Origin of the sequence: Crocosphaera sp. Alani8, assembly GCF_038442745.1 — a bacterium.
GTDB lineage: Bacteria > Cyanobacteriota > Cyanobacteriia > Cyanobacteriales > Microcystaceae > Crocosphaera.
This window is the reverse complement of the sequence record NZ_JARVCN010000317.1, coordinates 1-23,309: the sequence shown is the minus strand read 5'-3', so window position 1 is coordinate 23,309 and position 23,309 is coordinate 1. Positions and strand designations below refer to the sequence as shown.

16 protein-coding genes and 5 pseudogenes are annotated in these 23,309 nt (G+C 36.1%); 8 read left to right on the top strand and 13 right to left on the bottom strand.

Annotated elements, in window-relative coordinates; genetic code table 11:
* Positions 1-31 precede the first annotated feature (31 nt).
* Together P9B04_RS16860 and P9B04_RS25215 are read left to right on the top strand one after the other, a co-directional pair.
* The gene (locus tag P9B04_RS16860) at positions 32-205 is read left to right on the top strand and encodes a metallothionein (RefSeq protein WP_342056141.1); all 174 of its coding nucleotides are present in this window, start codon (positions 32-34) and stop codon (positions 203-205) included.
* Positions 206-292: 87 nt separating this feature from the next.
* Positions 293-373 (top strand): annotated as a pseudogene (locus P9B04_RS25215) (MerR family DNA-binding transcriptional regulator); the annotation flags it as partial.
* 255 nt (positions 374-628) lie between these two features.
* Here P9B04_RS25215 and P9B04_RS16850 read toward each other — a convergent pair.
* Positions 629-1,648 (bottom strand): zinc-binding alcohol dehydrogenase family protein, encoded by a 1,020-nt coding sequence (locus P9B04_RS16850; RefSeq protein WP_342056139.1) that lies wholly within the window; start codon positions 1,646-1,648, stop codon positions 629-631.
* A 470-nt stretch (positions 1,649-2,118) separates the two neighbouring features.
* Here P9B04_RS16850 and P9B04_RS16845 point away from each other — a divergent pair, with 470 nt between their 5' ends.
* The 3 genes from P9B04_RS16845 (at position 2,119) to P9B04_RS16835 (ending at position 4,753) form a co-directional block, all read left to right on the top strand.
* Positions 2,119-3,798 carry a M14 family metallopeptidase gene (locus P9B04_RS16845; protein ID WP_342056138.1) on the top strand — a complete coding sequence of 560 codons (1,680 nt, stop codon included), beginning with the start codon at positions 2,119-2,121 and terminating at the stop codon, positions 3,796-3,798.
* A gap of 57 nt (positions 3,799-3,855) precedes the next feature.
* Positions 3,856-4,275: an arsenate reductase family protein gene (locus tag P9B04_RS16840; RefSeq protein ID WP_342056137.1), complete on the top strand. Its 420-nt coding sequence runs from the start codon at positions 3,856-3,858 to the stop codon at positions 4,273-4,275.
* A 184-nt stretch (positions 4,276-4,459) separates the two neighbouring features.
* Entirely contained in the window at positions 4,460-4,753 is a 294-nt protein-coding gene (locus tag P9B04_RS16835) for a DUF1816 domain-containing protein (RefSeq protein WP_342056136.1), read from the top strand.
* Positions 4,754-4,860: 107 nt separating this feature from the next.
* Here P9B04_RS16835 and P9B04_RS16830 read toward each other — a convergent pair.
* From P9B04_RS16830 to P9B04_RS16820, 3 genes and pseudogenes are all read right to left on the bottom strand, one after another.
* Positions 4,861-5,640: pseudogene (locus tag P9B04_RS16830) on the bottom strand (DNA adenine methylase); the annotation flags it as partial.
* Positions 5,641-5,733: 93 nt separating this feature from the next.
* Complete coding sequence (ltrA, locus tag P9B04_RS16825; protein WP_342056135.1) at positions 5,734-7,479, bottom strand: group II intron reverse transcriptase/maturase; 1,746 nt, start codon at positions 7,477-7,479, stop codon at positions 5,734-5,736.
* Positions 7,480-8,182: 703 nt separating this feature from the next.
* On the bottom strand, positions 8,183-9,286 hold the full coding sequence (locus P9B04_RS16820) for a GGDEF domain-containing protein (RefSeq protein WP_342056134.1): 1,104 nt from the start codon (positions 9,284-9,286) through the stop codon (positions 8,183-8,185).
* Positions 9,287-9,951: 665 nt separating this feature from the next.
* On the opposite strand from P9B04_RS16820, the gene P9B04_RS16815 reads away from it, so the two are divergent.
* The 3 genes from P9B04_RS16815 (at position 9,952) to P9B04_RS16805 (ending at position 11,965) form a co-directional block, all read left to right on the top strand.
* Positions 9,952-11,196, top strand: a complete 1,245-nt coding sequence (locus P9B04_RS16815; RefSeq protein ID WP_342056133.1) for an NAD(P)/FAD-dependent oxidoreductase — start codon at positions 9,952-9,954, stop codon at positions 11,194-11,196.
* A 108-nt stretch (positions 11,197-11,304) separates the two neighbouring features.
* Positions 11,305-11,526: a hypothetical protein gene (locus P9B04_RS16810; protein WP_342056132.1), complete on the top strand. Its 222-nt coding sequence runs from the start codon at positions 11,305-11,307 to the stop codon at positions 11,524-11,526.
* Positions 11,527-11,539: 13 nt separating this feature from the next.
* Positions 11,540-11,965: a methyltransferase family protein gene (locus P9B04_RS16805; RefSeq protein WP_342056131.1), complete on the top strand. Its 426-nt coding sequence runs from the start codon at positions 11,540-11,542 to the stop codon at positions 11,963-11,965.
* A gap of 42 nt (positions 11,966-12,007) precedes the next feature.
* Here the strand turns inward: P9B04_RS16805 and P9B04_RS16800 are convergent, their stop codons facing one another.
* The 9 genes and pseudogenes from P9B04_RS16800 to P9B04_RS16760 all read right to left on the bottom strand — a co-directional run bounded on the left by P9B04_RS16800 (position 12,008) and on the right by P9B04_RS16760 (position 23,284).
* On the bottom strand, positions 12,008-15,610 hold the full coding sequence (locus P9B04_RS16800) for an ABC transporter permease/M1 family aminopeptidase (protein ID WP_342056130.1): 3,603 nt from the start codon (positions 15,608-15,610) through the stop codon (positions 12,008-12,010).
* 246 nt (positions 15,611-15,856) lie between these two features.
* Entirely contained in the window at positions 15,857-17,059 is a 1,203-nt protein-coding gene (locus P9B04_RS16795; protein WP_342056129.1) for an MFS transporter, read from the bottom strand.
* Positions 17,060-17,240: 181 nt separating this feature from the next.
* Positions 17,241-17,459 (bottom strand): annotated as a pseudogene (locus P9B04_RS16790) (IS1634 family transposase); the annotation flags it as partial.
* Between the two features lie 151 nt (positions 17,460-17,610).
* Positions 17,611-17,856: pseudogene (locus tag P9B04_RS16785) on the bottom strand (IS1634 family transposase); the annotation flags it as partial.
* A gap of 161 nt (positions 17,857-18,017) precedes the next feature.
* Positions 18,018-18,452 (bottom strand): annotated as a pseudogene (locus tag P9B04_RS16780) (IS1634 family transposase); the annotation flags it as partial.
* A gap of 397 nt (positions 18,453-18,849) precedes the next feature.
* Positions 18,850-19,068, bottom strand: a complete 219-nt coding sequence (locus tag P9B04_RS16775; protein ID WP_342056128.1) for a hypothetical protein — start codon at positions 19,066-19,068, stop codon at positions 18,850-18,852.
* 193 nt (positions 19,069-19,261) lie between these two features.
* Positions 19,262-20,308, bottom strand: coding sequence for a NurA domain-containing protein (locus tag P9B04_RS16770; RefSeq protein ID WP_342056127.1), 1,047 nt, complete (start codon positions 20,306-20,308; stop codon positions 19,262-19,264).
* Between the two features lie 33 nt (positions 20,309-20,341).
* Positions 20,342-22,369 carry an ATP-binding protein gene (locus tag P9B04_RS16765; RefSeq protein WP_342056126.1) on the bottom strand — a complete coding sequence of 676 codons (2,028 nt, stop codon included), beginning with the start codon at positions 22,367-22,369 and terminating at the stop codon, positions 20,342-20,344.
* Positions 22,370-22,390: 21 nt separating this feature from the next.
* Entirely contained in the window at positions 22,391-23,284 is an 894-nt protein-coding gene (locus P9B04_RS16760) for a site-specific DNA-methyltransferase (RefSeq protein WP_342056146.1), read from the bottom strand.
* Positions 23,285-23,309: the final 25 nt, after the last annotated feature.

Genomic DNA, 23,309 nt, shown 5'->3' with positions numbered 1-23,309 from the left:
ATTTGAATGAACGAATGAAGGAAGGTTAATCATGACTACAGCTACTATGACTCAAATGAAGTGCGCTTGCCCTTCTTGCCTCTGTATTGTTAATGTCAGTGATGCTGTCTCAAAAAATGGACAATATTACTGTTGTGATACCTGTGCCAATGAACAGCCCAACTGTGGAGGTTGCTCCTATGATGGATGCGGTTGTGGCACCTAATTCGATTACTTTGAGGGTTGATAACAGAAGTCAAAAATATAACTAATCTTATCTAAATTTACTAATAAATTGTGCCAGCATCATTTTATGAGTAAGTTAACTAGATCAGAATTAGCTAAACTGAAAGGCGTAAGCGTATCAACCCTAAGACGTTGGGAATCTGAAGGTAATACCAAATCCTCTTCTCAAACCCATCTTATCTTTTGGAAGAGGCAGAAGGCAGGAGGCAGAGGTGTAATCCAAGCGGATAAGCGGATTCTCACCGTCGAAGACGCGGCGGTAGCCACCCGCATCTTTAAGCGCACCTTCGAGGATTTCCAGCTTTTAGGCTATCAATTATAAAAGGGGGCATCTAAATCGGATAATGTAAGTATATATGTCTATTATCGCAAAAGCGCAACCTTTTTTCTGAGCTTTTAAAGATTAATTCCAGTCAGCTAAGGCAATTTTACCAATAGTTTTTCCTTGTTCGAGACGTTGATGAGCATCTCGTAAATTTTGGGCATTAATAGGTTTAATCACATCCTTGCAAGTGGTCATAATTAGACCATCTTCAATTAGTTGACTCAAGTGATTTAATAAACTACCTTGCTCTGCTATATCTGCGGTTTGATACATCGAACGAGTAAACATAAATTCCCAAACAAAGGCCGCACTCTTGCTTTTCAAGGTATCCATATTGAGTGGATGTTCGTTTTCTACAATAGAACAGATGGTGCCTTGGGGTTTAATGGCCCTAGTCATAGCTTGCCAGTGAACGTCGGTATTGCTCAAACAAAGAATATAATCCACATTCTGATAACCAATTTTCTCGATTTCTTGCGCTAAATTATTGCGATGATTTACCACTGCATCAGCACCGAGTTTTTCACACCAAGCAATAGTTTCTGAACGAGAGGCAGTAGCAATAACATTAAGTTTAGCTAACTTTTTGGCTAGTTGAATCGCAATAGAACCAACTCCTCCAGCACCATTAACAATTAAAATGGATTTACCTGCATCTGCTCCTTGTTTATCTATGTTTAGTCTTTCAAACAGAGCTTCCCAAGCGGTTATAGAAGTGAGAGGAAAAGCCGCTGCATGAGGAAAGTCTAAGTTTTTTGGTTTGTGACCAACAATGCGCGCATCCACTAACTGAAATTCACTGTAGCTACCAGAACGAGTAATGTCCCCTGCATAAATTACCTCGTCCCCAGGCTGAAATTCTGTTACATCTTCTCCCACTTCTGCAACCACACCGGCTGCGTCCCAACCAAGAATACGAGGTTCTGATTCCACCTTGTCTTTAGGTGCGCGAACTTTGGTATCTACTGGGTTAACAGAAATTGCTTTAACCTTCACCAGTAAATCCTTGCCTTTAGCTGTGGGTTTAGGAATTTCAACATCTAAAAGACTGTTTTCGTCTTCTATGGGTAAATATTTAGTTAAACCTACAGCTTTCATAGTTGTTACCTCCAAAATTTTGATTGATTTTTATATAGATAAAGACTCGTCATTAATAACACTACCAAAGTGTAATCATGTCGCCAATAACTAGCTTTTTCTGATTTAAAATATAATTAGTATTTAATGTAAATACAAAAAATAAAGATGATTGAATTAGATTTAGTTAAAATTCCCGAAGGAAATTCTATCATGTTTATCCTTGGGTAAATGAAGAACCAGAAGACTGGTTAACTCCTTAAGCATTTATTATCATCGACCTAGAGATTACAAGAGAAACTTACATAGCGTTTCTCGGACTCATGAGGTACACCTAACTTCTGCCTCCTGCCCCCTGCCTTCTGCCTCAAAGAGATAACTTCTGTACCTCACAAGTATGGGAACTGCTATAAGTAATTAGTCATATAAAAAAATTCAATTGTTGAACATTATCTGTAGTATAGTTGGGTAGAATCTCATCACAATCACTCATGAATTCTTTTGATTTTAGTCATTATTATACCTATCAGGAACTGGTGGATTATCTTCATCAGATAGCTTCAAATTATTCTCAAATAGTGGAATTAAAAGCTATTGGTGTTAGTTACGCCAAACGAGATATTTGGTTAGCTATCCTCACCAACAAAAACACCGGAAATTATCTGGAAAAACCTGGTTATTGGATTGATGGTAACACCCATGCTGGAGAGGTTACAGGGTCAGCTGTTGCCAGCTATATTATGTATCATATATGCAATGGGTACGGACAAGATGAAAAACTCACTCGTTTATTGGATAATTACACCGTCTATGTGTTGCCAAGGTTAGCTGTTGATGGAGCCGAAAAATACTTAACCACTCCCCATCGTTTGCGCTCCAGTATTCGTCCTTATCCCTACGACGATGAACAAGACGGACTCCATCGCCAAGATGTTAATGGTGATGGTTTAATTTTAGAGATGAGAATTAAAGATAAATGTGGAGCCTGGAAAATCTCAGAAAAAGATTCTCGCTTGATGGTACGTCGTGAACCAGAAGAATTTGGAGGGGAATACTATACTATCTTACCTGAAGGGGAAATACGCAATTATGACGGTTACTCTGTTAAATTAGCTCGTCCCGTAGAAGGAATGGACTTTAATCGCAACTATCCCCATCTTTGGGCCCCAGAAGCAACCCAAAAGGGAGCAGGTGATTTTCCTTTTTCGGAGCCGGAAACCCGCGCTGAAGCAGAATTTTGGCATAAAAATCGCAACATTAACGGATTTATTAGTTATCATACCTATTCGGCTGTAATTCTCCGTCCTTACAGCACCTATCCTGACGAAGATTTCCCAGTAGAAGATTTAGAAATTTATAAACTTTTAGGGGAGAAAGGGAAGACAATTACTGGTTATGAATGTGTTTCTGTTTATCATGATTTTCGTTACCATCCCAAAGAAGTAACTTATGGGGTAATGGATGACTATGGTTACGATCATTTTGGCTGGTTTGGCTTCACTATTGAGTTGTGGGATGCAGCCACAGAAGCGGGTATTAAAAAAGATCATTATGTAGAATGGAATCGTTGGCATCCTCCTGAAGATGAGTTGAAATTATTACAATGGAATGATGAAAACCTACAAGGAAAAGGGTTTATTTCCTGGCAGACTTTTGAGCATCCTCAATTGGGAAAACTAGAAATTGGTGGCTGGGATTATAAAAAAGTTTGGCAAAATGCTCCTATGAAATATTTACCAGACTTGTGCAAAAAACAGTGTGACTTTGCCATTAAACTTGCTTTAATGTGTCCCCGTTTAGCTATTTCTCGCACGGATGTAACTTATCTTGGAGGGGAAATTTATCGTCTTGTTCTAGAGGTAGAAAATCAGGGATTTTTGCCCACTTATACCAGTAAAAAAGCCTTAGAACGTAAAGCAGTTAGACCAATTGAAGTGGTTTTATCTTTACCTGATGGAGTAAGTTTAATTAGTGGAAACTTAGAACAGGAAATTGACCATTTAGAAGGGCGTTCTAATAAAGCATTAAGCTGGTTAGCGAAAGGAACAGATTACCGTCGTCATCTGGAATGGGTGGTGAAAAGTCCCAGAGAAACAACCTTGTCTGTAACTGTTTGTTCAGAACGAGCAGGGATGGTCAAAGATTGTTTTGTCTTAAAACAGATGGGATGAAATCTAGTGCAATTTATCGCTACACTGATAACGAAGATTTCTAGAACAAATTTCGGCATGATTGTGATTCACCATAATCCTGACTGTGGAACATCTCGGAACGTTCTCAGACTAATAGAAGCAGCCGGTTACAACCCGATTGTCATCGAATACTTAAAAGAGGGTTGGACAAAACCTCAATTATTAGCTCTGTTTGCCGCTGCTGATTTGACCCCTTCAACTGCTTTACGTCAAACTAAATCCCCTGCGGCTGAATTGGGTTTATTAGAGCCAAATGTCAAGGATGACGTTATCTTTGAGGCTATGCTAAAGTACCCTATTCTCGTTAACCGTCCCATCGTTTGCACTAAAAAAGGGATTAAACTTTGTCGTCCAAGTGAAGCTGTTTTGGAGCTTTTAGAACAATGGCCATCGCAACAGTTTGCTAAGGAAGATGGAGAATTGATTATTGATAGTAATGGAAAGCGTGTTATTTAAACCAAACTGCGATCGCAAATAAAGTAAAAAAAGCTCATTAGTTCGGAGTGATATCTTCAACTTTAGTAGGGAGCAGGGAAATATAATGTAAAAAATACATAGTATTTTGTATTTTTAGCATAAAGACACTGGAAATTAGGCTAAAAATATTGCAATATTTCTTTAGTTATTGAAAAAAATCTGAATGAAAATTTCTAATAGATTATTAAAACAACGATTGGTTGAGGAATTTGAGGTATTTAATGATTCCCTTAAGAAAAAACCTTGGTGGATAGAGATTCAAACCCAAAAACCTCAATGCACCTATTATTTTGGACCTTTTAATAGTGCAAGAGAAGCCCAAATACACCAACCAGGATACATAAAAGACTTATTGGAGGAAAAACCCCTAGGAGTTTCTGCGAAGCTAACACAAACTCAACCAACATTGTTAACTATTATTGAGGAGGAAATAAATGAGGATGAATTTAATCTCTGAAATGCTCAACGGATATGTTTTGAACAGTAGCATAACAGTGCGCTGATTCTATCTTAGTTGCTAAGGCAAATCTAGAATACTCTTTAAATAATTTATACTAAGAGTTATTAATCATAGTTCTTTACCAAAATTTCAGCAACTTTTCCTCTTTTGTTACCTTGGGAATTGATGGATCTAATAGCAGAAATTTGTATCTTTCTGTAATAATTATCGCTGTACAAATCACAAATAAAATCAGTGTAGGAATTGCTAAGTAAAACTTTACAGCCTTTTTGATGAAGTTTATCTATAACTTCTTTAAGTCTTTTCTGTTCTTCCCTATTAAATCCATTGACATCATAACTGGTAAAAGATGCTGTATCAGATATTGGATCATAAGGAGGATCTAGATAGATAAAATCCCCTTTTTTTGCTGAACTTAGAGGTTCTGAAAAGTCTTGATTCAGAATTTTTATGTCATTATCTCTTAAGTATTCGCTAACTGCTTTGATAACATTTTCATTTACTATGTCTGGATTTTTATATTTTCCAAAAGGCACGTTAAATTGTCCTTTGGAATTAACTCGGAAAAGTCCGTTATAACAGGTTTTATTTAAGTAGATGATTCTGGCAGCTTTCTCAACGTTAGAAAGTTTTTTATATTGATTAATTTTTCTGTCTAGTTCTCTTATTTTATAAAAATAATCTGATTCATTCTTATGTTTTTTAAGTTCAGCAATTAATTGATCAGGATTGTCTCTAATCACTTGATAACAATTAATTAGCTCCCCATTACTGTCATTAATAGTTCCATGGTTAGGTTGAATAGAAAATAAGACTGCTCCACCTCCAATAAATACTTCATAATATCTATTATATTTTCTTGGAATATGTTTTTTTATTTCAGGAAGTAATTGTCTTTGTTAGAGTCGAATGGGATATCACTATCCCAAACTCTCATTCAGAACCGAACGTGAAGGTTCCCCTTCATTCGGCTCCTCCTAGCTAGTTTGATTGCGTTCACGGCTACCATCGCTGGCAGTTTTCTTGTGGTGGCAATAGTTGTGCAGGAGTTGTTTGTTAGCCATATTGTTTTTCCCTCCTAAAACCTGGGGGATTATATGATCTATCTCCAAGTTATCTTCACTGGTAAAGTATTGATTGCACAAGGTACACTGGCCCTTTTGCTTTTTCATCAGCACTGTGACCTCTGTTTTTACTGTTGTATATTTAGAGAGTCGTTGTGTCCAGTACACCCAATCACCGTCATAGAGTGATTTTTGCCCTTTGAGTCTGACAACTCGTTTAATGGGGGTGTCTTTGTGTCTTCTGAGTTGTTTTCCATCTGGTGTGATGAATATCCATCCTAGACCTTTATCTACTCCCCAGTATTTGTTTACTGTGTGCTTTTTCCCTTGCATGGGCGCACGATAGTAACCCCATCTGAGGAGTTGATAGAATAGGATGTTGTCTATTCTCCCGAAGACTCTGGAGCTTACCACTGAGTCATAATAGTTACTCCATCCCCTAATTTTGGGGGTAAGTTTCTCTATTAGTTTTTCTTGTGGGGCATTGCGGTGTTGTCGGATTGTTTGTTTAAGGACTCTGATGTGGCGATTAATTGCCTCTTTTGATGGTTTAATCAGGGTTTTAAAGCCTAATTTGTTACCTCTCCTATCAGTTGCGCTATTTATGTCTTTAACTGGGTATTGCCTTACATTGAACCCTAGATAGTCGAATCCTGATTGGACTTTTCCATCACCTAGAGTATGGGCAATTCTTGTCTTAGAGTCTTTAAGTTTTAGACCCATAAGTTTCAACCAGTCATTGATTATCTCACGACATTCCTCTACCACTTTCTTGCTTTTATGTAAGATAACAAAGTCATCTGCGTATCTGTGAAATAGAGGGGGACTGAATAAAATGTCGGGTTTGATTCCGTACATTTGTGCCATTGCTTTTGTGGTGTATTTCTTAGGGAAGGCATCGTGTAATGCCTCCTGCATCCCGTGTAAGGCTATGTTAGCTAATAAAGGGGAGATTACACCACCTTGAGGAGTTCCACTCTCTGTTTTATAAAAGACATCCTGTTCTATAACTCCTGATTTGAGCCATGCTTTTATTTGACGACGCATACCTGGAAAGGTATTGAGTTTATCCAGTAGTCTTCTATGGTTTATTTGGTCAAAGCACTTTTCTATGTCGGCATCTAGAACATAGTAACTCATTTTATTGATGTCACTATAGATTGCTGCAATAGCATCTTTGGCACTTCTCCCAGGTCTAAAGCCATAAGAATTGGCTTCAAACTTAGCTTCCCACTCTGGTTCCAAAGCAAGTTTGGCTAGAGCCTGTTTTGCTCTGTCTTCCATTGTAGGGATGCCTAGTGGTCTTTTCTCCTTTTTGCCAGGCTTCGGAATTTCAATCCTTCTAACAGGTTTGGCTTTACCATCAAGTTTGAGGTTTTGAGATAGCTCTAGTCTTTGACTGGGAGCTATTTTAGCTACACCATCTATTCCTGAAGTGTTCTTGCCTGTATTGTCCTGTGTAACTTTCCTAACCGCAGCGAGTTTTGCTGATTTGGATTTTACCAGTAGCTTTTGGAGTTTCCTGACAGTTTTGATGTCACCACGTTGTGACGCTTTGTAGATTCTTTTCTGAAGCCGAAATAACGTTCTGTTAACTGATTTCCAGTTAACATCAAGCCATTTCATTTCCACCGTAGTTATTTCACTCGTATTGGTCATTTTGCTTCTTACTAAGTTTCTACTCTCTAGACTTAGGGATGTCCGTCTGCATATCCTTGACATTACTCAAGACATTGGCTTCTGACATCATCCTTCCCTAGTAAAAGTTTATGGCTTGGTTGCCTACTCAAAAGAGAACTTTATCAGGGTTACTTCGTTCCGTAGGGGTTTGTTCTGGTTGGGTTGGGTACTGACTATACGCCGATGAATGCTCTTATAGGTAAGAGTTGGATGTTTAAGCAGCAAGAGGCAATTTACTGCTTCACATTCATAGTTGACATGGACTTTACCTATCGTGTCCTATGTCTTGGGCTGACGACGCTTCAAACATCAGTTCACTTTCGTTTACCCTTTCAACCTCCCTCGCAAGGATTTAGCCTGGATAGGTTAGCTGTTACTTGCTTTTCATCCCGCTTTACCAATTTGACAACCAGTCTCTTTGATAGGGATGATGGAGTCAATCGAAACATCTCGATGCTAGGACTTAAACCTAGAAACTCTCTACAGTTGTGACTTTTTTTGTTAGAAAAGTCCAGGTCATCCCCCGTTATATAACGGTTTCGACCTAACGAATCGCACTTCCTCCTGCCCATTTTAAGAAAGGTTTGAAAATCGTTTCCATGATTATTATTTGAATACTCAACTTAAATTACTTTATATTATTTTAGCCAATATTTGTACTAAAATCAATCAGTGTTTAAGTTTAAGAATTAACTTGATTTCTTCCATTTCGTTTAGATTTGTAGAGAGCTAAATCTGCTCTTTTGATAAATTTACTCTTATCATCAGATGTTTTAAATTGAGAAACTCCTAGACTAATTGTTACTTTATCAACCTGGCTGAAATAGTAGTTCTCAATAGATTCCCTAACTCTTTCGGCTAAATTAATTACTTGGTTATGATTAGTGTCTGGGCAAAGAATTGCAAATTCTTCTCCACCAATACGACATAAAAAGTCTAATGTTCTTATTTCCTTTTTAACTGTTGTCACAACCTCCCTTAAAACTAAGTCTCCAGTATCATGACCGTAGGTATCGTTAATGCTTTTAAAAAAGTCAATGTCAAAAATAATAAGTGATAGATTTTGCTCATTTCTATGAGTCCTTTCTATTTCAATATTCAGCATCTCTTCCCATTTTTTTCGATTAAAAGCTCCAGTCAATTCATCGATTGTTGCTAATTTTTCTAAGTCTTGTTCTAATTTTTTTCTCCTTTCTATGTCCAATAGCAAAACATCAATCATCTCTATAATTTTATCAGATAAATTTGTAAATTCATCAGATGAATTGATAGTTAAACCCTCTGAAATTAAGACTTTATCTTCAACAATTGCTTGTGTGACTTCTGATATCTTTGTTGACAAGCGAAATATATTGTTTCTAATTCTTACAATTATTTTTAAACTCAATAGTACACTTAATAAAATTGCAGTCATTGCTAATATGATGATGTTTCTTAAGAAAATTTCTTCGTGTTTTTGAGTCAACTTTATTTTTTCTTCGTTTAGATTCACAATAGAGTGAAATAAAGCATTTTCTTGATGATTAAAATTTTCATCTTGTTCTAAAAGTTGCTCAACTATTAGAGCATTAGGGATATCATTGTTGGGGTTTATTTGTACAATTTCAGCATGAATGCTATTTAATAACTCACTTTTAAAACTCTTTAGAGATAAAACTGAATAGCTTGTTATAATCAGAATAAGTATAATAGAATAGCAAACTAATTCTATAATTTTCCTAGTAATAGTCGATCTTTGTGTCGTTTCTTTCCAAATGTATTCGCATTTTTTTAGTATCTCTTTCATATCTATATTTATTGAATTTATTAACTTAATCTCGAAAAGGGAGAAATATTTATATATTTTAAAGATTATATCTAATCTACTTTTTCCCCAAAATAAAGTAAGGCCAATTTAGCTTTTTAAGTTGAGAAGTTATCGGGATTCCTCTTAACAAAAGGCGGAATAAATTGATTTTTTTCTGAGAAACATAACATAGGTTTAGTTGATGAGACATTTTAGCTTTATTGTTTCAAATCGATTTATAGTCTAAGATGCCTCAGATTTTCGGCAGAAACAATACAGGTTTATTCAGGATTATCACCCTGAACTTTTCTGAACTTTTCTGAACTTTTCTGAACTTTTCTTCTCCAGCTATTTTTAATGGCATCTAGAAATGAGCAAAAGAACGGTTTTCAATTATAATTAGGTAGAAACCGCTTTTTTTAGCATTTAAACGGAACAAATCTTAATCTAAACTCTTTATTCTTAGCCTGGGTTATATACATAGGGTTTTTCGTACTCCAACTATGGGAACTGCTATAATGTTAGCAAGTTATAAATAGCCCGACAGAATTAAAAGACTATCAATTTTACAGTAAAAAAGTACTAAAGTGGAGTTAAAGAGGAAATCTAGCAAGGATGAAAAATATACGAGACAAATACTATAAGTCCCAAAAGGTGATTAAGCATTGAGTAGTCCATTAAATATTATTATTATCGGTGGGGGAGCAGCTGGATTCTTCGCTGGAATCATTTGTGCAGAAAATAATCCCCATACTCGTGTCATAATACTGGAAGGGAGTGCCAAAGTTTTAGAGAAGGTTCGTATCTCTGGTGGAGGGCGTTGCAACGTGACTCATCATTGCTTTGACCCGGCAGAACTTGTGACTTATTATCCCCGAGGTAGTCGAGAACTTCGAGGTGCATTTGCTCGGTTCCAGCCCCAGGATATCATAAACTGGTTTGAAAAAAAAGGGGTCAGTTTAAAAACAGAATCAGATGGTCGTGTTTTCCCCGTAAGCAATGATTCAAAAACCATTGTTGATTGTTTAATTAAAGCAGCAAAAACTTCTCTAGTTGATGTTAGAGTTAAGTCACAAGTAGTAAGTTTACAGTTGCAAAATGACCGCTTTAAAGTCAAATTAAAGAACGGGGAAAGCTTAACAGGCGATCGCATTTTACTAGCAACAGGAAGTAGTGCCATCGGTTATCAATTAGCTAACTCCCTAGGTCATAAAATAGTCATGCCTCTACCTTCTTTATTTACTTTCAAGATTAAAGATTCTCGTTTTCAAGGACTAGAAGGAGTTTCTGTTAATTCCGTAGGGTTAAAATTATCTGAAAAAGGAAAAAAGCCAATAGCACAACAATCAGGCTCTCTTCTAATTACCCACTGGGGAATCAGCGGTTTTGGGGTTCTTAAGCTATCAGCATTCGGAGCAAAAGTATTAGCTAAAAATAATTATCGAATGATGCTATCAATTAATTGGCTTTTTCCTGATAATCCTAAACAAGTACAAGAAAAATTGTTAGAAATAAAAAATCAATCTACTCATTCACGTCAGCAAATTTCTTCTTTTTGTCCCCTCCCTTTACCAAAAAGACTGTGGCAAAGATTACTAGATCATGCAGCTATTTCTTCTCAAAAAAAGTGGGCTGAGGTTTCTAAAAATGAACTGATTAAGTTAGCTCAAGAATTAGCTCAAGGAGAATATCAAATTCTTGGTAAAGGAGTTTTTAAAGATGAGTTTGTCACCTGCGGAGGAGTACAATTAAAAGAAGTTAATTTTTCCACAATGGAAAGCAAAATCTGTCCTAACTTATGTTTAGCTGGAGAAGTTTTAGATATTGATGGAGTAACCGGAGGATTCAATTTTCAGAGTGCTTGGACTACAGGATGGTTAGCAGGATTAACTTTGAGCAAATCCCATTAACAAAAAATCAATTATCCACCACCAACACTTATATATTCTCTCAGGGAATTGATAACTTAGTCGAGTATTTGATACGATCTTTAGCAAGCGTTTATCATCATCCCTAAAATGGAAACATCAACAAAATCATCTGGCTTTGAGGTAACACAACTTACCGCTATAAATGTAGCTAAAATTGTTACTATTTTATGTCTATTAACTTTAGCTTTGATTTACGGAGTGAAAGATTATAGACAAGTTATTTATCTTTGTTTACACATTAGCTACTGTCTTTGGTGGTTATTTAGAGCAATGGCTATTTCCGCAACGTCGTCAACAACTTTTCACTGAAAAAGTAGGCATATTGTCATTTATATCTGTTATTTTATTTGTCGGTGTCTTCTATTGTTTACCAGGTTACTTTGCGTTTACTAATGCTAATTCTCTTGCTTATTCAACTGCCGCCATTGCTATACCATTGTATATCTTCGGAAGTCTGATTAATACTGCAGCAGATGTGCAAAAAATGACAGCTAAAAGTCTTGGAAGTGGTTTAGTTAAAGACGGTATTTGGCGTTCAGTGCGACACATCAATTATTTAGGAGACTTAATGCGTTACAGTAGTTTCAGTGTTATTGCAGGGTCTTTGTGGGCTTTTATTTTACCTGGTCTAATTACGTTGCTGTATTTACAGAGGATAGGGGAAAAGGAGCAAAGTATGGCTAATAAATACCCCGATTTTGCCGCTTATCAACAACAAAGTAGTCGTTTGCTCCCCAAGATTTGGTAATTTAATTTGTTTACCCGATAACTTAATTACAGAAGAGCGATTTCAATTTTGAGGTGTTTTCTCTCGCAAAATCCTAACATTATCTTGAACAAAAGCCGAAGGTAAAACATAATCAGGATCAACTGTAGCAGAACTAGGAAGTTGATCTATAATTAACTCAAGGGTTGCTGACTGATTATCAATTTCGTGTTTTTGTTCATAGATAGTGTTTCCCTGTTGGTCAGACAAAGCAATAGTTAAAGGGATGTCTAACTCAGTTATTTCCTGTCTCCCCAGTTCTCTTGTGTATATTTTTTGAGCTTCTATATCGAGGGTAATTTTAAATTTTCCATCCGGTAACTTTTCATAAAAACCATTAGTTAAACCTACTTGATAGGTAATAACTTCAGCAAACAATTCTGCGATAGTTTCCTTGTATTTGGGAGGAGTTTGGCGTAAAATTGCATCCTGGAAGTCGATAACCGTCGCATAAGGGGGATTTTGGTAACGATACTCCCCAAAAAACTCCCTAATAGCCGTTAGTAAAGCTTCCTGTCCGATTAAGTCTTCAATTAATTCTAGAACCATACCCCCTTTATAACGGGCGATCGCCAACTCGTTATATACTTCAATTAAAGCAGGTTCTTGGAAATCGAGTTTGCCAAGTTGACGGAAAAAGGTTCTCATCTGTTGTTTTTTGGCTAACTCTTGTATTTCTGGGCTACGACGGTAACGTTGATAGAGAGAACTACCATAAGCACTCAACGCCTCCCGAATAGTCATACTGCCAGAAACATCGGCGATGACCATTTGGTCTTCCCACCAAGCATAAGCTAACAAATAAGTCAACCAATCAATAATATTTTCTTTACCTAATCCTTGTGCTGTGTTTTTCCAAACTAAAACCTCCGGAATACCGATGGTTCCCCTATCGGAGAATACCATACCATCGTAGTAAACAAATTCCACCACCCGCACTTGTTCAAAAGGATAGGGACCAAATATTTTTTCATAAAACTCTAAAGCTTCACCGATATGATTAGCCATTAGTTCGACATTTTCTTTATGTTGGGGATGATAATAGATTTCAATGGGAACCCGATAATTATTATTTTTATGAACCCCATAACGACCCGAAAACAGGGTAAATTTACCTCTATCTGGTGCTTCTAGCTGATACTGAAAATAATTGCGATCGCCTTCTTGCCATTGTTTAAGTAAAGTTCCTGATGTTATTACCTGTTGATCAGCAGATGTACTAACAGTAATATTCACCTCACCCCATCCCAAGTGACTCACCGATAAAGCTTGGGAAAGTCCAATTTCATCGTCGTAAGAGCGCATTCTTTCCTCTAAGGGAGGTAAATCTAATTTATCCCGTAACCAAGCCTTCTTATGTTCTACCATCTTGGTATAGCCCACAAAAGGTAAGATAAACGGACTATGTAAATTAGTGCCATTCCCCACAACATCGTTAGGATAAACCATGTAAACGTCATCACTGTCCACTTGATTACGAAAACCTTTGGTTGCTTCGGTTTTAGTAGTAAATTCGAGATTTTCCCTTTCTCCTGGCATCAAAGGGCGATCCAAGGTATAGATATAATAACCCCATTCAGGATGTGCCTCTTTCAACTTTGCTCCTGGATAATTAACCTCTGCAAGATCTAAATTAATAAATGTCAGTAAATGAATTTCTTTGATAGGAGTATCTGTGCGGTTTTCTAAACCATAAGTCCCGTTAGCAACAAAATAACCCTGATCGGGAAACATCTCTACATTAACATCTGTAGAAACAACCACCGGCATCGGTAGATTTTCGTACTGATTAAACCGTTTTTCGATCTCGGCGGCAGTTTCTTCCTTCCCTGGAGGTTGATAGGGGTTAACCACCATCGTATTGTAAGCGATCCAACCACCTACCCCGGCAAACAGAGCAATTAAAGCAAATAACGTCCGTTTAATGCCCGCATTAGCTTGTTTCCAAGCCTTTCCCCAACTGGTTTTAGCAGTTCCCCTAGGCCAAATAATATAAGCGATCGCCATTAAAATAGCTCCGGCGACACCCCAATAAAGGCTATACCAAAGATGTCCCGTCAGTAAGTTACCGTAACCATTCATCAAAGAATATTCGATGTCATTAGTAGAGGCAAAACGATAAAGGTTATGATAGAGTCCAAAAGCATCTAAGGGAATTTTTGAAAGAGCGATGGCAATAGCCAAAGCCATTCCTGCATACTTATGTTGGGTTATAACTTGGGTAAATAAAGATAATACTGCAATTAAATAAAAATAGGGTCCATGCTCAACAAATAGCATTTGCAAGTATAAAGGTATTTCAAAATCATAATAACCATTCAGAGCTTGATAGGGGATCATTACCACCATAGCCAGCAATAGGTTAAAACTGATCATGACAAATAAAGCAGTCAGTTTCGAGAGTAATAACACCCCATTGGAAATAGGGGTTGCATCTATGACATCTTGGATACGCATTTGACGATCGCGCCACATTAACTCTGCCGCATAGATGACGATGATGGCAAACAAGATATATTCAAAGTATACATTAGCTGCATGGATCAAAAGATCCGTACTGGGGTTGGAATAGTTATAAGAGCCAGTTCCCAAAGCCGTCATCACCAGGGTAATTAAACCAAACCCCGTCAGTAACCAAAATGCTCGCCCTTGCAATATCCATCGGATCTCGAACAAACTGCGATCGCACCGTTGCTGAAAAATAGTTAGCAACTGAGAAGTGTTACTCTGTTTCCAAGTCTGGGAGTATTCTTGCCTCTGCGTTGATACGTTTTTTTCTCCCCCCGTATCCCTAGCTTTCTTTTGAGGCGATCGCTTTAACATTTTTAGAGAATAGGTTTGATAACTAAACCCACAGGCAACTAACCCCACTGTGACCCACAATAAACGATTTAATAGTAAAGTGTTTGTCAAGTTGGGCATCAAAGTATTGTGTTGATAAACAGTCCAACCAAGACGGGTTTCCTCGAAAGCATGGAAACCAAAGGGATCAAACATTGACCAGAAACGATACTGACTAAAGTTAATAACATCCATCCCCACCATCATTAAAGATGCTAAATAAAGCATCACCAAAACGATCGCCCCGGCATAGGTAATAGCTAAGTTACGGGTACGGGATGCTAATAAAAAAGCGATCGCTGAGGCTAAAAATAAATTGGGAATAACAAATAAAAAATAACTAAAAATATAGGCATCGGGACGAAAAGGTCCCAAAGCGTAGGGATTAAGACCAGGCATCAAAGTTCCTAATATAGTCCCTGGTAAATAACCCGAAAAGGCTAATAATGTCATTCCTACCGCCGATAAAAAACGAAGCCCCAAATAATTCCATTTACTGATCGGGGTTGAAAGTATTAACCCTTCCATGCGGTGGTTTGCGTCTCTAACAAAGGTTTCTGCTACAAATGCCGCGGCTGCTACAATACCGAAAATAGTGTACCAAATGGTTGTTTGAAAAATCTGAGAAGGACTATTCATGAAAAAAAAGGCTTGTCCTTGAGACGCATTAGAAACCGAGTCCATTAAGGCAATGCCAAAAAATAAGAGACTGATGATCCAAAAAGTCGGACGCTGTAGATGATAAAAAATCTCAAATTTGACAATTGGTAGGGTAGCTTGTTTCATCTTTACAACAGTTTTTAACTTAGTCTGGTAGGGGAGGGAGGAGTCAGGAGTTAGGAGTCAGGAGTCAGGAGTCAGGAGTTAGGAGTCAGGAGGGAAGATTTTTAGTTAAAGTAAAGCCTTTCTTGGTGCCTCACCGGTCTTTAAGTCCCCCGACAAAATTTTTAATTTGGCGGCCTTCGTTTAGAGGCGGATCTGAATACCTCTCTAAACGGCCTCCTGCCCACTGCCTTTCAACTCCTGCCTCCTTCAATTATCATTACGAATCCCTATTAATAATAGTAAACTAGCTGCGATCGCCAATACACTCCCCAACAAAAAAGGAGTTTGAGAGTTAACCGTTTGCCATAAAAACCCTGCTAATAAACTCGCTGGCAATAGAATTATGCCGATTACTAAATTAATGATGCCGAAACCTGTTCCTCGTAACTCCGGAGGGGTGAAGTCTGCCACCAACGCTAACAAGATCCCTTGACTCATACCAAGATACACCCCATAAAAAGCAAACAGTCCCCAGATTTGCCAAGGTTGATCGATCCAGGCGAAACCCAGATAAACTAGGGCAAATAACCAAAATCCCCCCACTAAAAGCTGTTTTCTACCCATGCGATCCGACAATGCTCCCAAAGGATAGGCACTCAACATATAGGAAAAATTCATCACAATCATCGATAAAGGAATCCATGTGGCTGTAATCCCGATTTCCTGGGCTTTTAGCAGCAAAAAGGCATCGCTAAAGTTACCTAAATTAAATAACATAGCTACTCCAACCAATGCCCAGTAGTTACGCCCTAACCTTCGACAAACGCTCCATTGTATGGATGCATTGCGTTTTCTTTCAGCAGATTGGGGTTCTCGAATGCCTTTAACCAAAAGACACACAGAGATAATTCCTGGTATGAGAGCAACCCAAAACACCAGACGGAAATTTTGCTCGGAGATCAATAGAATTAAGGTGGCTACCAAAGGACCAGAAAAAGCCCCAATGGTGTCTAGGGTTTGACGTAACCCATAGGCTGCCCCTCGTTGCTCTGGGGGGGTTACATCGGCTACTAGAGCGTTACGGGGAGCTACTCTGATGCCTTTTCCCAAGCGATCGCCAAATCGTCCTACTAATACCCAAAACGGGCTATTGGCTAGAGCAAATACGGGAATAATGGCGGCTGAAAGACCGTATCCCAGGATTGCTAGTTCTTTGCGCCGTCCCCAGTAATCACTCAATGCTCCTGAAAATAGCTTTAAAACAGAAGCAGTTGATTCTGCGATGCCTTCAATTAGTCCCACGGTGCTTATGTTAGCTCCTAAAACCGACACTAAAAACAGGGGTAAAACCGATTGAACGGCTTTAGTGCCAAAATCCGTGAATAAACTAACTAATCCTAAGACCCACACACTAGGATGAATTTTTCTTGATGATTTCTGTGATTGAACCGAGGTTTTATCAGAAGACATGACGGTAGTTTTGATTGTATAAAATAGACATGGATTTTTTGGTAGTATATCCTAGGTGGTAAAAATATAATTTTCTATTAAAATAAGGTTAAAAATTGAAAAAGTTTTTCAAATCTAAGATAATTATTTACAGTTTAGACATAATTTTTTAGAACTTAGCAAAGAGATTGCTAATAAATCATCGAAATCCTCTTTCCGTAGATTGCTGGTTTGTATAAGTTATCAGAATTTCACTAGCTTCTAATTTATTTTCCTCTACTAAGTTAGTTGCTAAAATAAATTTTCCTGCTTCTTTAGTCTTTCTACTTATCTCTTCATCTTTTTTGATGATCAGACTAATCATTTTATAAATCTTTTCCTTTTTTTTCGAGTAAGTTTCAATCAGTTCAACTTCTTTTATAAATGTTGGGTTAGTTGGAGATTTTCTTGACCATATAAAGCACTATGGAAGATCCAAGTAAATAATCATCCAGCCTTAGTTATGTTACGAACTGGTGGAAAATAGGGATCTCTGGTATGAAGGCTGGATGATTGTTATTCTGGAAGTCCCTATCACAAACCATGATACTATCAAACTTTATTTGCTTTTTGAATTCTACTAAAACTTTTCCAAATACAGCTTTATCAGATTCATTTCCATCTCCTACTCTCACAAATAATGGGATATCTCCATCTTGGCTTGTTATTAAATCCAAGACACATTGTTTTAAGTCTGGTCTATGATCCCGAGAATATCCTTTCTTAATAAAAATTGGTCTTTCTTTAATAATTTTTTCTTCTTCCTGTTTCTCTTTATCAATGGATAATTGACAATTGACAATTGATAATTAATTAATTCGGTTTAAGACCTCTCCTTTTAAGGAGAAAAAAGTAAAAAGCGTGACTTCCTATCCAATCCTCTTCACTTTAGGTTCTCGGTAATTATCCATTATCCATCATTAATTATCAATTATTGAACTTCTTCCCTTTTATATTCTCCATCTAAATGAAATGATGTGGAATCTAAATGGGAGTATTTAAGGTCTATTTTAAATTTTTTAATTACTTCTAAAACTACTTCAATAAAAATATTATTTAGTCCATATTTATATAATTTATCCATTACTCTCCCAATTTTATCATCATTAAGGTAATCAGGTTTAATTCTTTCTCCTAACAATTTCTCAATGGCTTTATCTTGAAAAAACTGACTGAATAAATATAGAGGTCTTGAAACAAATCCTAGTCCATTGATTAAAATAGACTTAACTACTGTACCTGCTGAGATTTTTTCTCTAACATCTATTCCTAATTTATTATTAATAATTTTGGCTATTTCTATTTCATCAATTAAACCAGCTACTATCCCTAAATGGTCTAAATTTTTAACTTGTATTTCTTCTAAATAAGACATTTTTCGCTCTTTTTTTACAGAGGAAACAACTTAAACAATTATCCCACTTTTTTGTCTTCAAGAGCTTAAGCAATTATACTTAATTATTAACCCCAGGCTTGTAGTATTTAATGCTACTTTTTGAAGTGCGGAATCTGGGTTATAAGATTGAATGGCAGTTGAAGAAGACTCAGTTTTATTCAAAGCATGAGTTAACATTGTTGTCGGAATGTCCCAATTGTGGCGCAAGGTTTCAGTTTCCTGCACTTTGGGTTAATGGTTGGTGTCATAGGTGTTTTTTGACTTTTGGAGAGATGGTTGAAGGACAAAAATTAGTTTAAAATTGGTCTAATTTTATTATTTGAATTGACTAATATTTCGCAACTAACACTAATTGGCTTTGTTGTTAGTGCTTTATTTACCTCATAGTACCAGTAGCAAACTTGGCAAGAATTCTTTGACTAGGATGTGCAGAAAGACTGACTAATTTATTGACTAAAGCAACAGGGAATAAGGCAGAATCATACATATCACAATGTAATTCTTCCACATTCTCTAGTATTACTTGCAAGTTGGGTAAATAATCAATGGTGGGATTTTTCTTGAGTTCTCTCACTGGAACAGAAACAACATACATTTGTCCATTCCTTGTTTTAAAAATAACTTTATGTCCATAGTTGCTGGTAGAAGCATAAGGAAGATTTGGATCACCCTTTCCAGGTAAAATATATCGATAAATATAATCATCACTTAAAATATAGCAGTTCCCATACTTGTGAGGTACAGAAGTTATCTCTTTGAGGCAGAAGGCAGGGGGCAGGAGGCAGAAGTTAGGTGTACCTCATGAGTCCGAGAAACGCTATAAGTGCTTTTCCAGGTTGTAGTTGATTTTGCATATTCTGAGCATGATCAACAAAAGCACCACTTTTTTCAAGTCCAGCTAACAAAACATTATGTTTATTAAATAACCAATTTACTAAGTCTTTCATGGGAACATGAAGTCGTGCAGTTTGTCCAAAAAACCCAGTTGAACCATCTTTAATAAATAAAACTTTTTTAAGCATTTCTGGTTGTTTATTATACAATAACCGAATTAAGTGAATAATAATTAAATGTTCAATTACATTAACTAAATAACCTAAAATCCCTGCAGCTCCTGTTTCTTCATCAATAACTTCATGAAGACGAAAAATATCAGTTAAATAGATTTTCCCACCAGTTTCTGGACAATTAAAACTATAATCTATGTTCATTTCTGCTTCTAATAAACGAACCTGATTACCGTCTGGACTCAAGGGATTAGTGGCTAAATAATAACATTTATCTTGTTCTGTTATTTGTCCTTGTTTATATTTACGGAAAATAAACCAAGCTAGAGTATCTATTAAAGTTTTATCTTCATCTAAATCATTATTTAAACAAAATTCATAAATTGCTTTTAAGACAGTATCTTTTAATGTCCTACTATCTTTAAAGCATAAATTACGAGTTGGTAACGCTAATTTTAGACGTTGAATCTTCTTTAGTTTAGCCATATCTTTCGGATCAATAAAAGCTGATGAATCTATTTCAGCTAGATCCTCTAATTTAAAAAATAACGCTCCAAATTGTAAAAAATGAATTGTTCTAGAAGGAAAATCTTTGTTTAAAATAACTTCAGTATAACCACCATCTACAGCTATAATAGCCTCTACAGGATTATTTTCAGACGGTTCAAAATCTTCTATTAATTGTTCTACAGAAACATCATCAGCTTGAGGAGGTTCTTCTAATCTTTTCATAACTGCTTGTACTTCTGCATCATTAATAATATGATGATGCGATGCCTTACTTGCACTTTCAAAAGGACGGCGATTGTTTTTACTTGTATATCCCATGATTTTTACCTCATTGTTAATAATGTTAATAATTTAATCTTCAGGAGGAAAGCGGTCAATTTGAACAGGAATAACAAAGGAATTGCTATAAGTTTTCATGCGAACAAAACCTTTGTCTGTATCTTGGCTAAACCTAATTAAACTTTCTGTAAAATCACTAAAATCATAATATTTTCTCAATTCTTTAATCTCATCTTCGTTATTCAAATGAGAAATAAACCAGTTTTGTGTTGCTTTTAAAATATTACTACTAATTGAGCTAACTTCTTGAGTTGCATAAATTAAACCAAGATTTAATTTAGCCCCTTCTTTAGCTAGTCTATTGTAAATTTGAGATAAGTCTTTATCATCTTTTTTCGGGAAAAGGTTATGTGCTTCTTCAAAATAGAATTGAATAAAATTATTAGGACGAGTGCTAGTAAAACGATTGATAGCATCAGCAAATATTCTTTGACAGATTCTTTCACTAAACATTGCTTGTATTTCTGCATTACCCAAGGAAAGATCGACGATCACAATTTTTCCTTGTCTTAAATTACTTAAAATATCTTGATCAAATGGATCTTGAGCGGTGCTAGTATGCTGTTCTACAATAGGTCTAAGAATACGAAAACCTGAACAATTAGCACTCCGTCCTGAGTTACTTCTACGGGTTAGTATAACAAGTAAAGCTTTTAAATCATCATCTGCCCATTCACGTCCTTCATGCTCTTGTCTATAATTAGCAAAGGTATTGTTTGGATCTTCGTCATAAATATTCCAAAAATTTTCCCACCAATTTGCAGCCTCTTCAAGATTTAGTCCAGAAGAGGGATTAATATTTGAATTAACATCGTTGCGAACGCTTTGATTTGCGGAAAATTTTACCGTGAGATTAGGGGGAACTTGAAAACCCGCTCTATAAAGACAACATTTATATACAGCAATTTTTCTATCATAACGATGTTTTGCTGAATGATTGCTTTGGTAATCTTCTGGCTTTGTTAAATCAATAGATTTAAAATTAGTTACAAATCTTGTTCTATCCTCTGCTATAGTGGGATAACTTTTAATTAATTCAAATCCGTTTTCAATTTCTCTGTAAAAGTTAACTTTCATTTCTCGAAAGCCCTCTTTTTGAACAGTTGAATATCTAATGGTTTGTTCTTGATATAAATCAAAAATTGCTGTTCCTCTATCTTGAAGATTAGGATTCGCATATTCTCCATTAATATCAAAAATAATTTGTCCTATAGGATATTTAGGATTATTATTTTCTGTTAAAGGTTTTAGAACTTCTTCGGGTGTTTCTTTATCTTTATCTAATTTGAGAGGTGCATTTTCGCTCATTTCAACACAAGATTGAATAATCTTTTTAACTGTGTTTGATTTTCCAGTTCTAGTCATACCAAAAAGAGCCGTTCTTTTTCCTGCAAAATCAGGAGCTTGAACATAAACAATTACATCATCTTCTTGTTGCTGGAAACGACGGCTAGAACTATAACGAACTTTGCCAATTTTTATATCTCCTGCTCCTCCTGGTGTTCCATTTTCTCTATAGTTAACAATAGCTTTTAAGATATCTGCTGAAGGTTTAATAACAGAATAATTATGTGCGCTATAAAAGTTTTCTAAGTCCGCACCAAAACGAGTTTTTCCATTTTTATCAATATAAAAAGACCCTAAGATTGAACACTCTAAACCACTGAAAGAAAATTCATAGCGAGTAAAAGTATCTAATTGAGATTTTTTGGTTTCTCCTGTTTTAATATCATCTTTGTAATATTCCACCATGCTACTAATTACTTCTTGATCAGTTGGTAATTTTGTTGGTTGAATAACTCTTAGTAATATTGCTTCAATGTCATTGTGCTGATCAAATTCATTATCATAATAAGCTAATAAAAAACATCCTTGAGGAATGCCCTTTGCTTGTTGTTTCCAAGCATCAGCAACTAAAATTTCTGCTTTAGAATAACTCAAACGAAAAGGACGACCAACAAATATACCCGTTTCCCAGTCACCAGTAGATTTATTCCGTGTAAAAAGGTTGATCTCTGTAATTTGTTTAACAATTCCCATTCTAAGTAATCCTCTATAATTTTATTCAGATGCTTCTTTAATTTGTAAGGCAGGATCTTCAAAACGAATTTTTGACTGCTCTACAAAAGTTTCTTCTGCATCTATAGCTAACCATTTACGATCTAGTCTAGCTGCTGCATATCCAGTTGTATTACTACCAGCAAATGGATCTAATACTAAATCACCTGGATCGGTTAAAAATTTAATAAAAAAAGCAGGTACTCCCATTGGCATTCTAGCAGGATGAGGTTTGATTTTTCTTTTTTTACAAGTCTTGGCAAAAAAATCTCTAGAACTACTATTAGAATAAGAAAAAGCATTGAAAATATTAGGTAAGCGTACTTTTCTTTTAGAGTCCATTGGCTCTACTTCTATCATATTATGAGAAATAGAACCTCCGCAATCCTTTAAAAAGCTAGTTTTTCCAATTTTATGTTCAGATGGTCTTTTTCCTGCATTATAATTGCCTGTTTTGAGAAGGTATTTCATGCGATCGCTATAAGGACGTAACACTTTAGAATTGTCTGCTTTAGGAAAATCTGTTTTAGCTATCCACCATAAACGAGTATAACTATCAACAGTCCTAATGCGGTTAACTGTTACCCAATTTGCAGGAGAAGGTAAACGAGATGGGTTATAACAAATAAACTCTTGAATAAGACGTAAATTTGTTCCTGGACAAGAAACAAAATTAAGTAATGATTGTAAAGGTAATAATGATTGAACAGGACGTTGTGACTCCCAACTATTTCCTAATTCAATAACAATAGATCCATCTTCCGTTAACATTTCTGTAAAAAGAGGAGCTAAATTTTTAAACCATGTAAGATATTCTTCCCCTAACATATTACCGTAACTTTTTTTGCTGTTGAGAGGAAACGGTGGAGCTGGTTCTAACGGTTTTAGTTGAAATATTTATGTAGTGTTACGGTAGCCGTTC

Coding starts and splice junctions, on each gene's coding strand:
- P9B04_RS16860 (WP_342056141.1), top strand. CDS start 32: ATGACTACAGCTACTATGACTCAAATGAAGTGCGCTTGCCCTTCTTGC.
- P9B04_RS16850 (WP_342056139.1), bottom strand. CDS start 1,648: ATGAAAGCTGTAGGTTTAACTAAATATTTACCCATAGAAGACGAAAAC.
- P9B04_RS16845 (WP_342056138.1), top strand. CDS start 2,119: ATGAATTCTTTTGATTTTAGTCATTATTATACCTATCAGGAACTGGTG.
- P9B04_RS16840 (WP_342056137.1), top strand. CDS start 3,856: ATGATTGTGATTCACCATAATCCTGACTGTGGAACATCTCGGAACGTT.
- P9B04_RS16835 (WP_342056136.1), top strand. CDS start 4,460: ATGAAAATTTCTAATAGATTATTAAAACAACGATTGGTTGAGGAATTT.
- ltrA (WP_342056135.1), bottom strand. CDS start 7,479: ATGACCAATACGAGTGAAATAACTACGGTGGAAATGAAATGGCTTGAT.
- P9B04_RS16820 (WP_342056134.1), bottom strand. CDS start 9,286: ATGAAAGAGATACTAAAAAAATGCGAATACATTTGGAAAGAAACGACA.
- P9B04_RS16810 (WP_342056132.1), top strand. CDS start 11,305: ATGGAAACATCAACAAAATCATCTGGCTTTGAGGTAACACAACTTACC.
- P9B04_RS16800 (WP_342056130.1), bottom strand. CDS start 15,610: ATGAAACAAGCTACCCTACCAATTGTCAAATTTGAGATTTTTTATCAT.
- P9B04_RS16795 (WP_342056129.1), bottom strand. CDS start 17,059: ATGTCTTCTGATAAAACCTCGGTTCAATCACAGAAATCATCAAGAAAA.
- P9B04_RS16775 (WP_342056128.1), bottom strand. CDS start 19,068: ATGTATGTTGTTTCTGTTCCAGTGAGAGAACTCAAGAAAAATCCCACC.
- P9B04_RS16770 (WP_342056127.1), bottom strand. CDS start 20,308: ATGGGATATACAAGTAAAAACAATCGCCGTCCTTTTGAAAGTGCAAGT.
- P9B04_RS16765 (WP_342056126.1), bottom strand. CDS start 22,369: ATGGGAATTGTTAAACAAATTACAGAGATCAACCTTTTTACACGGAAT.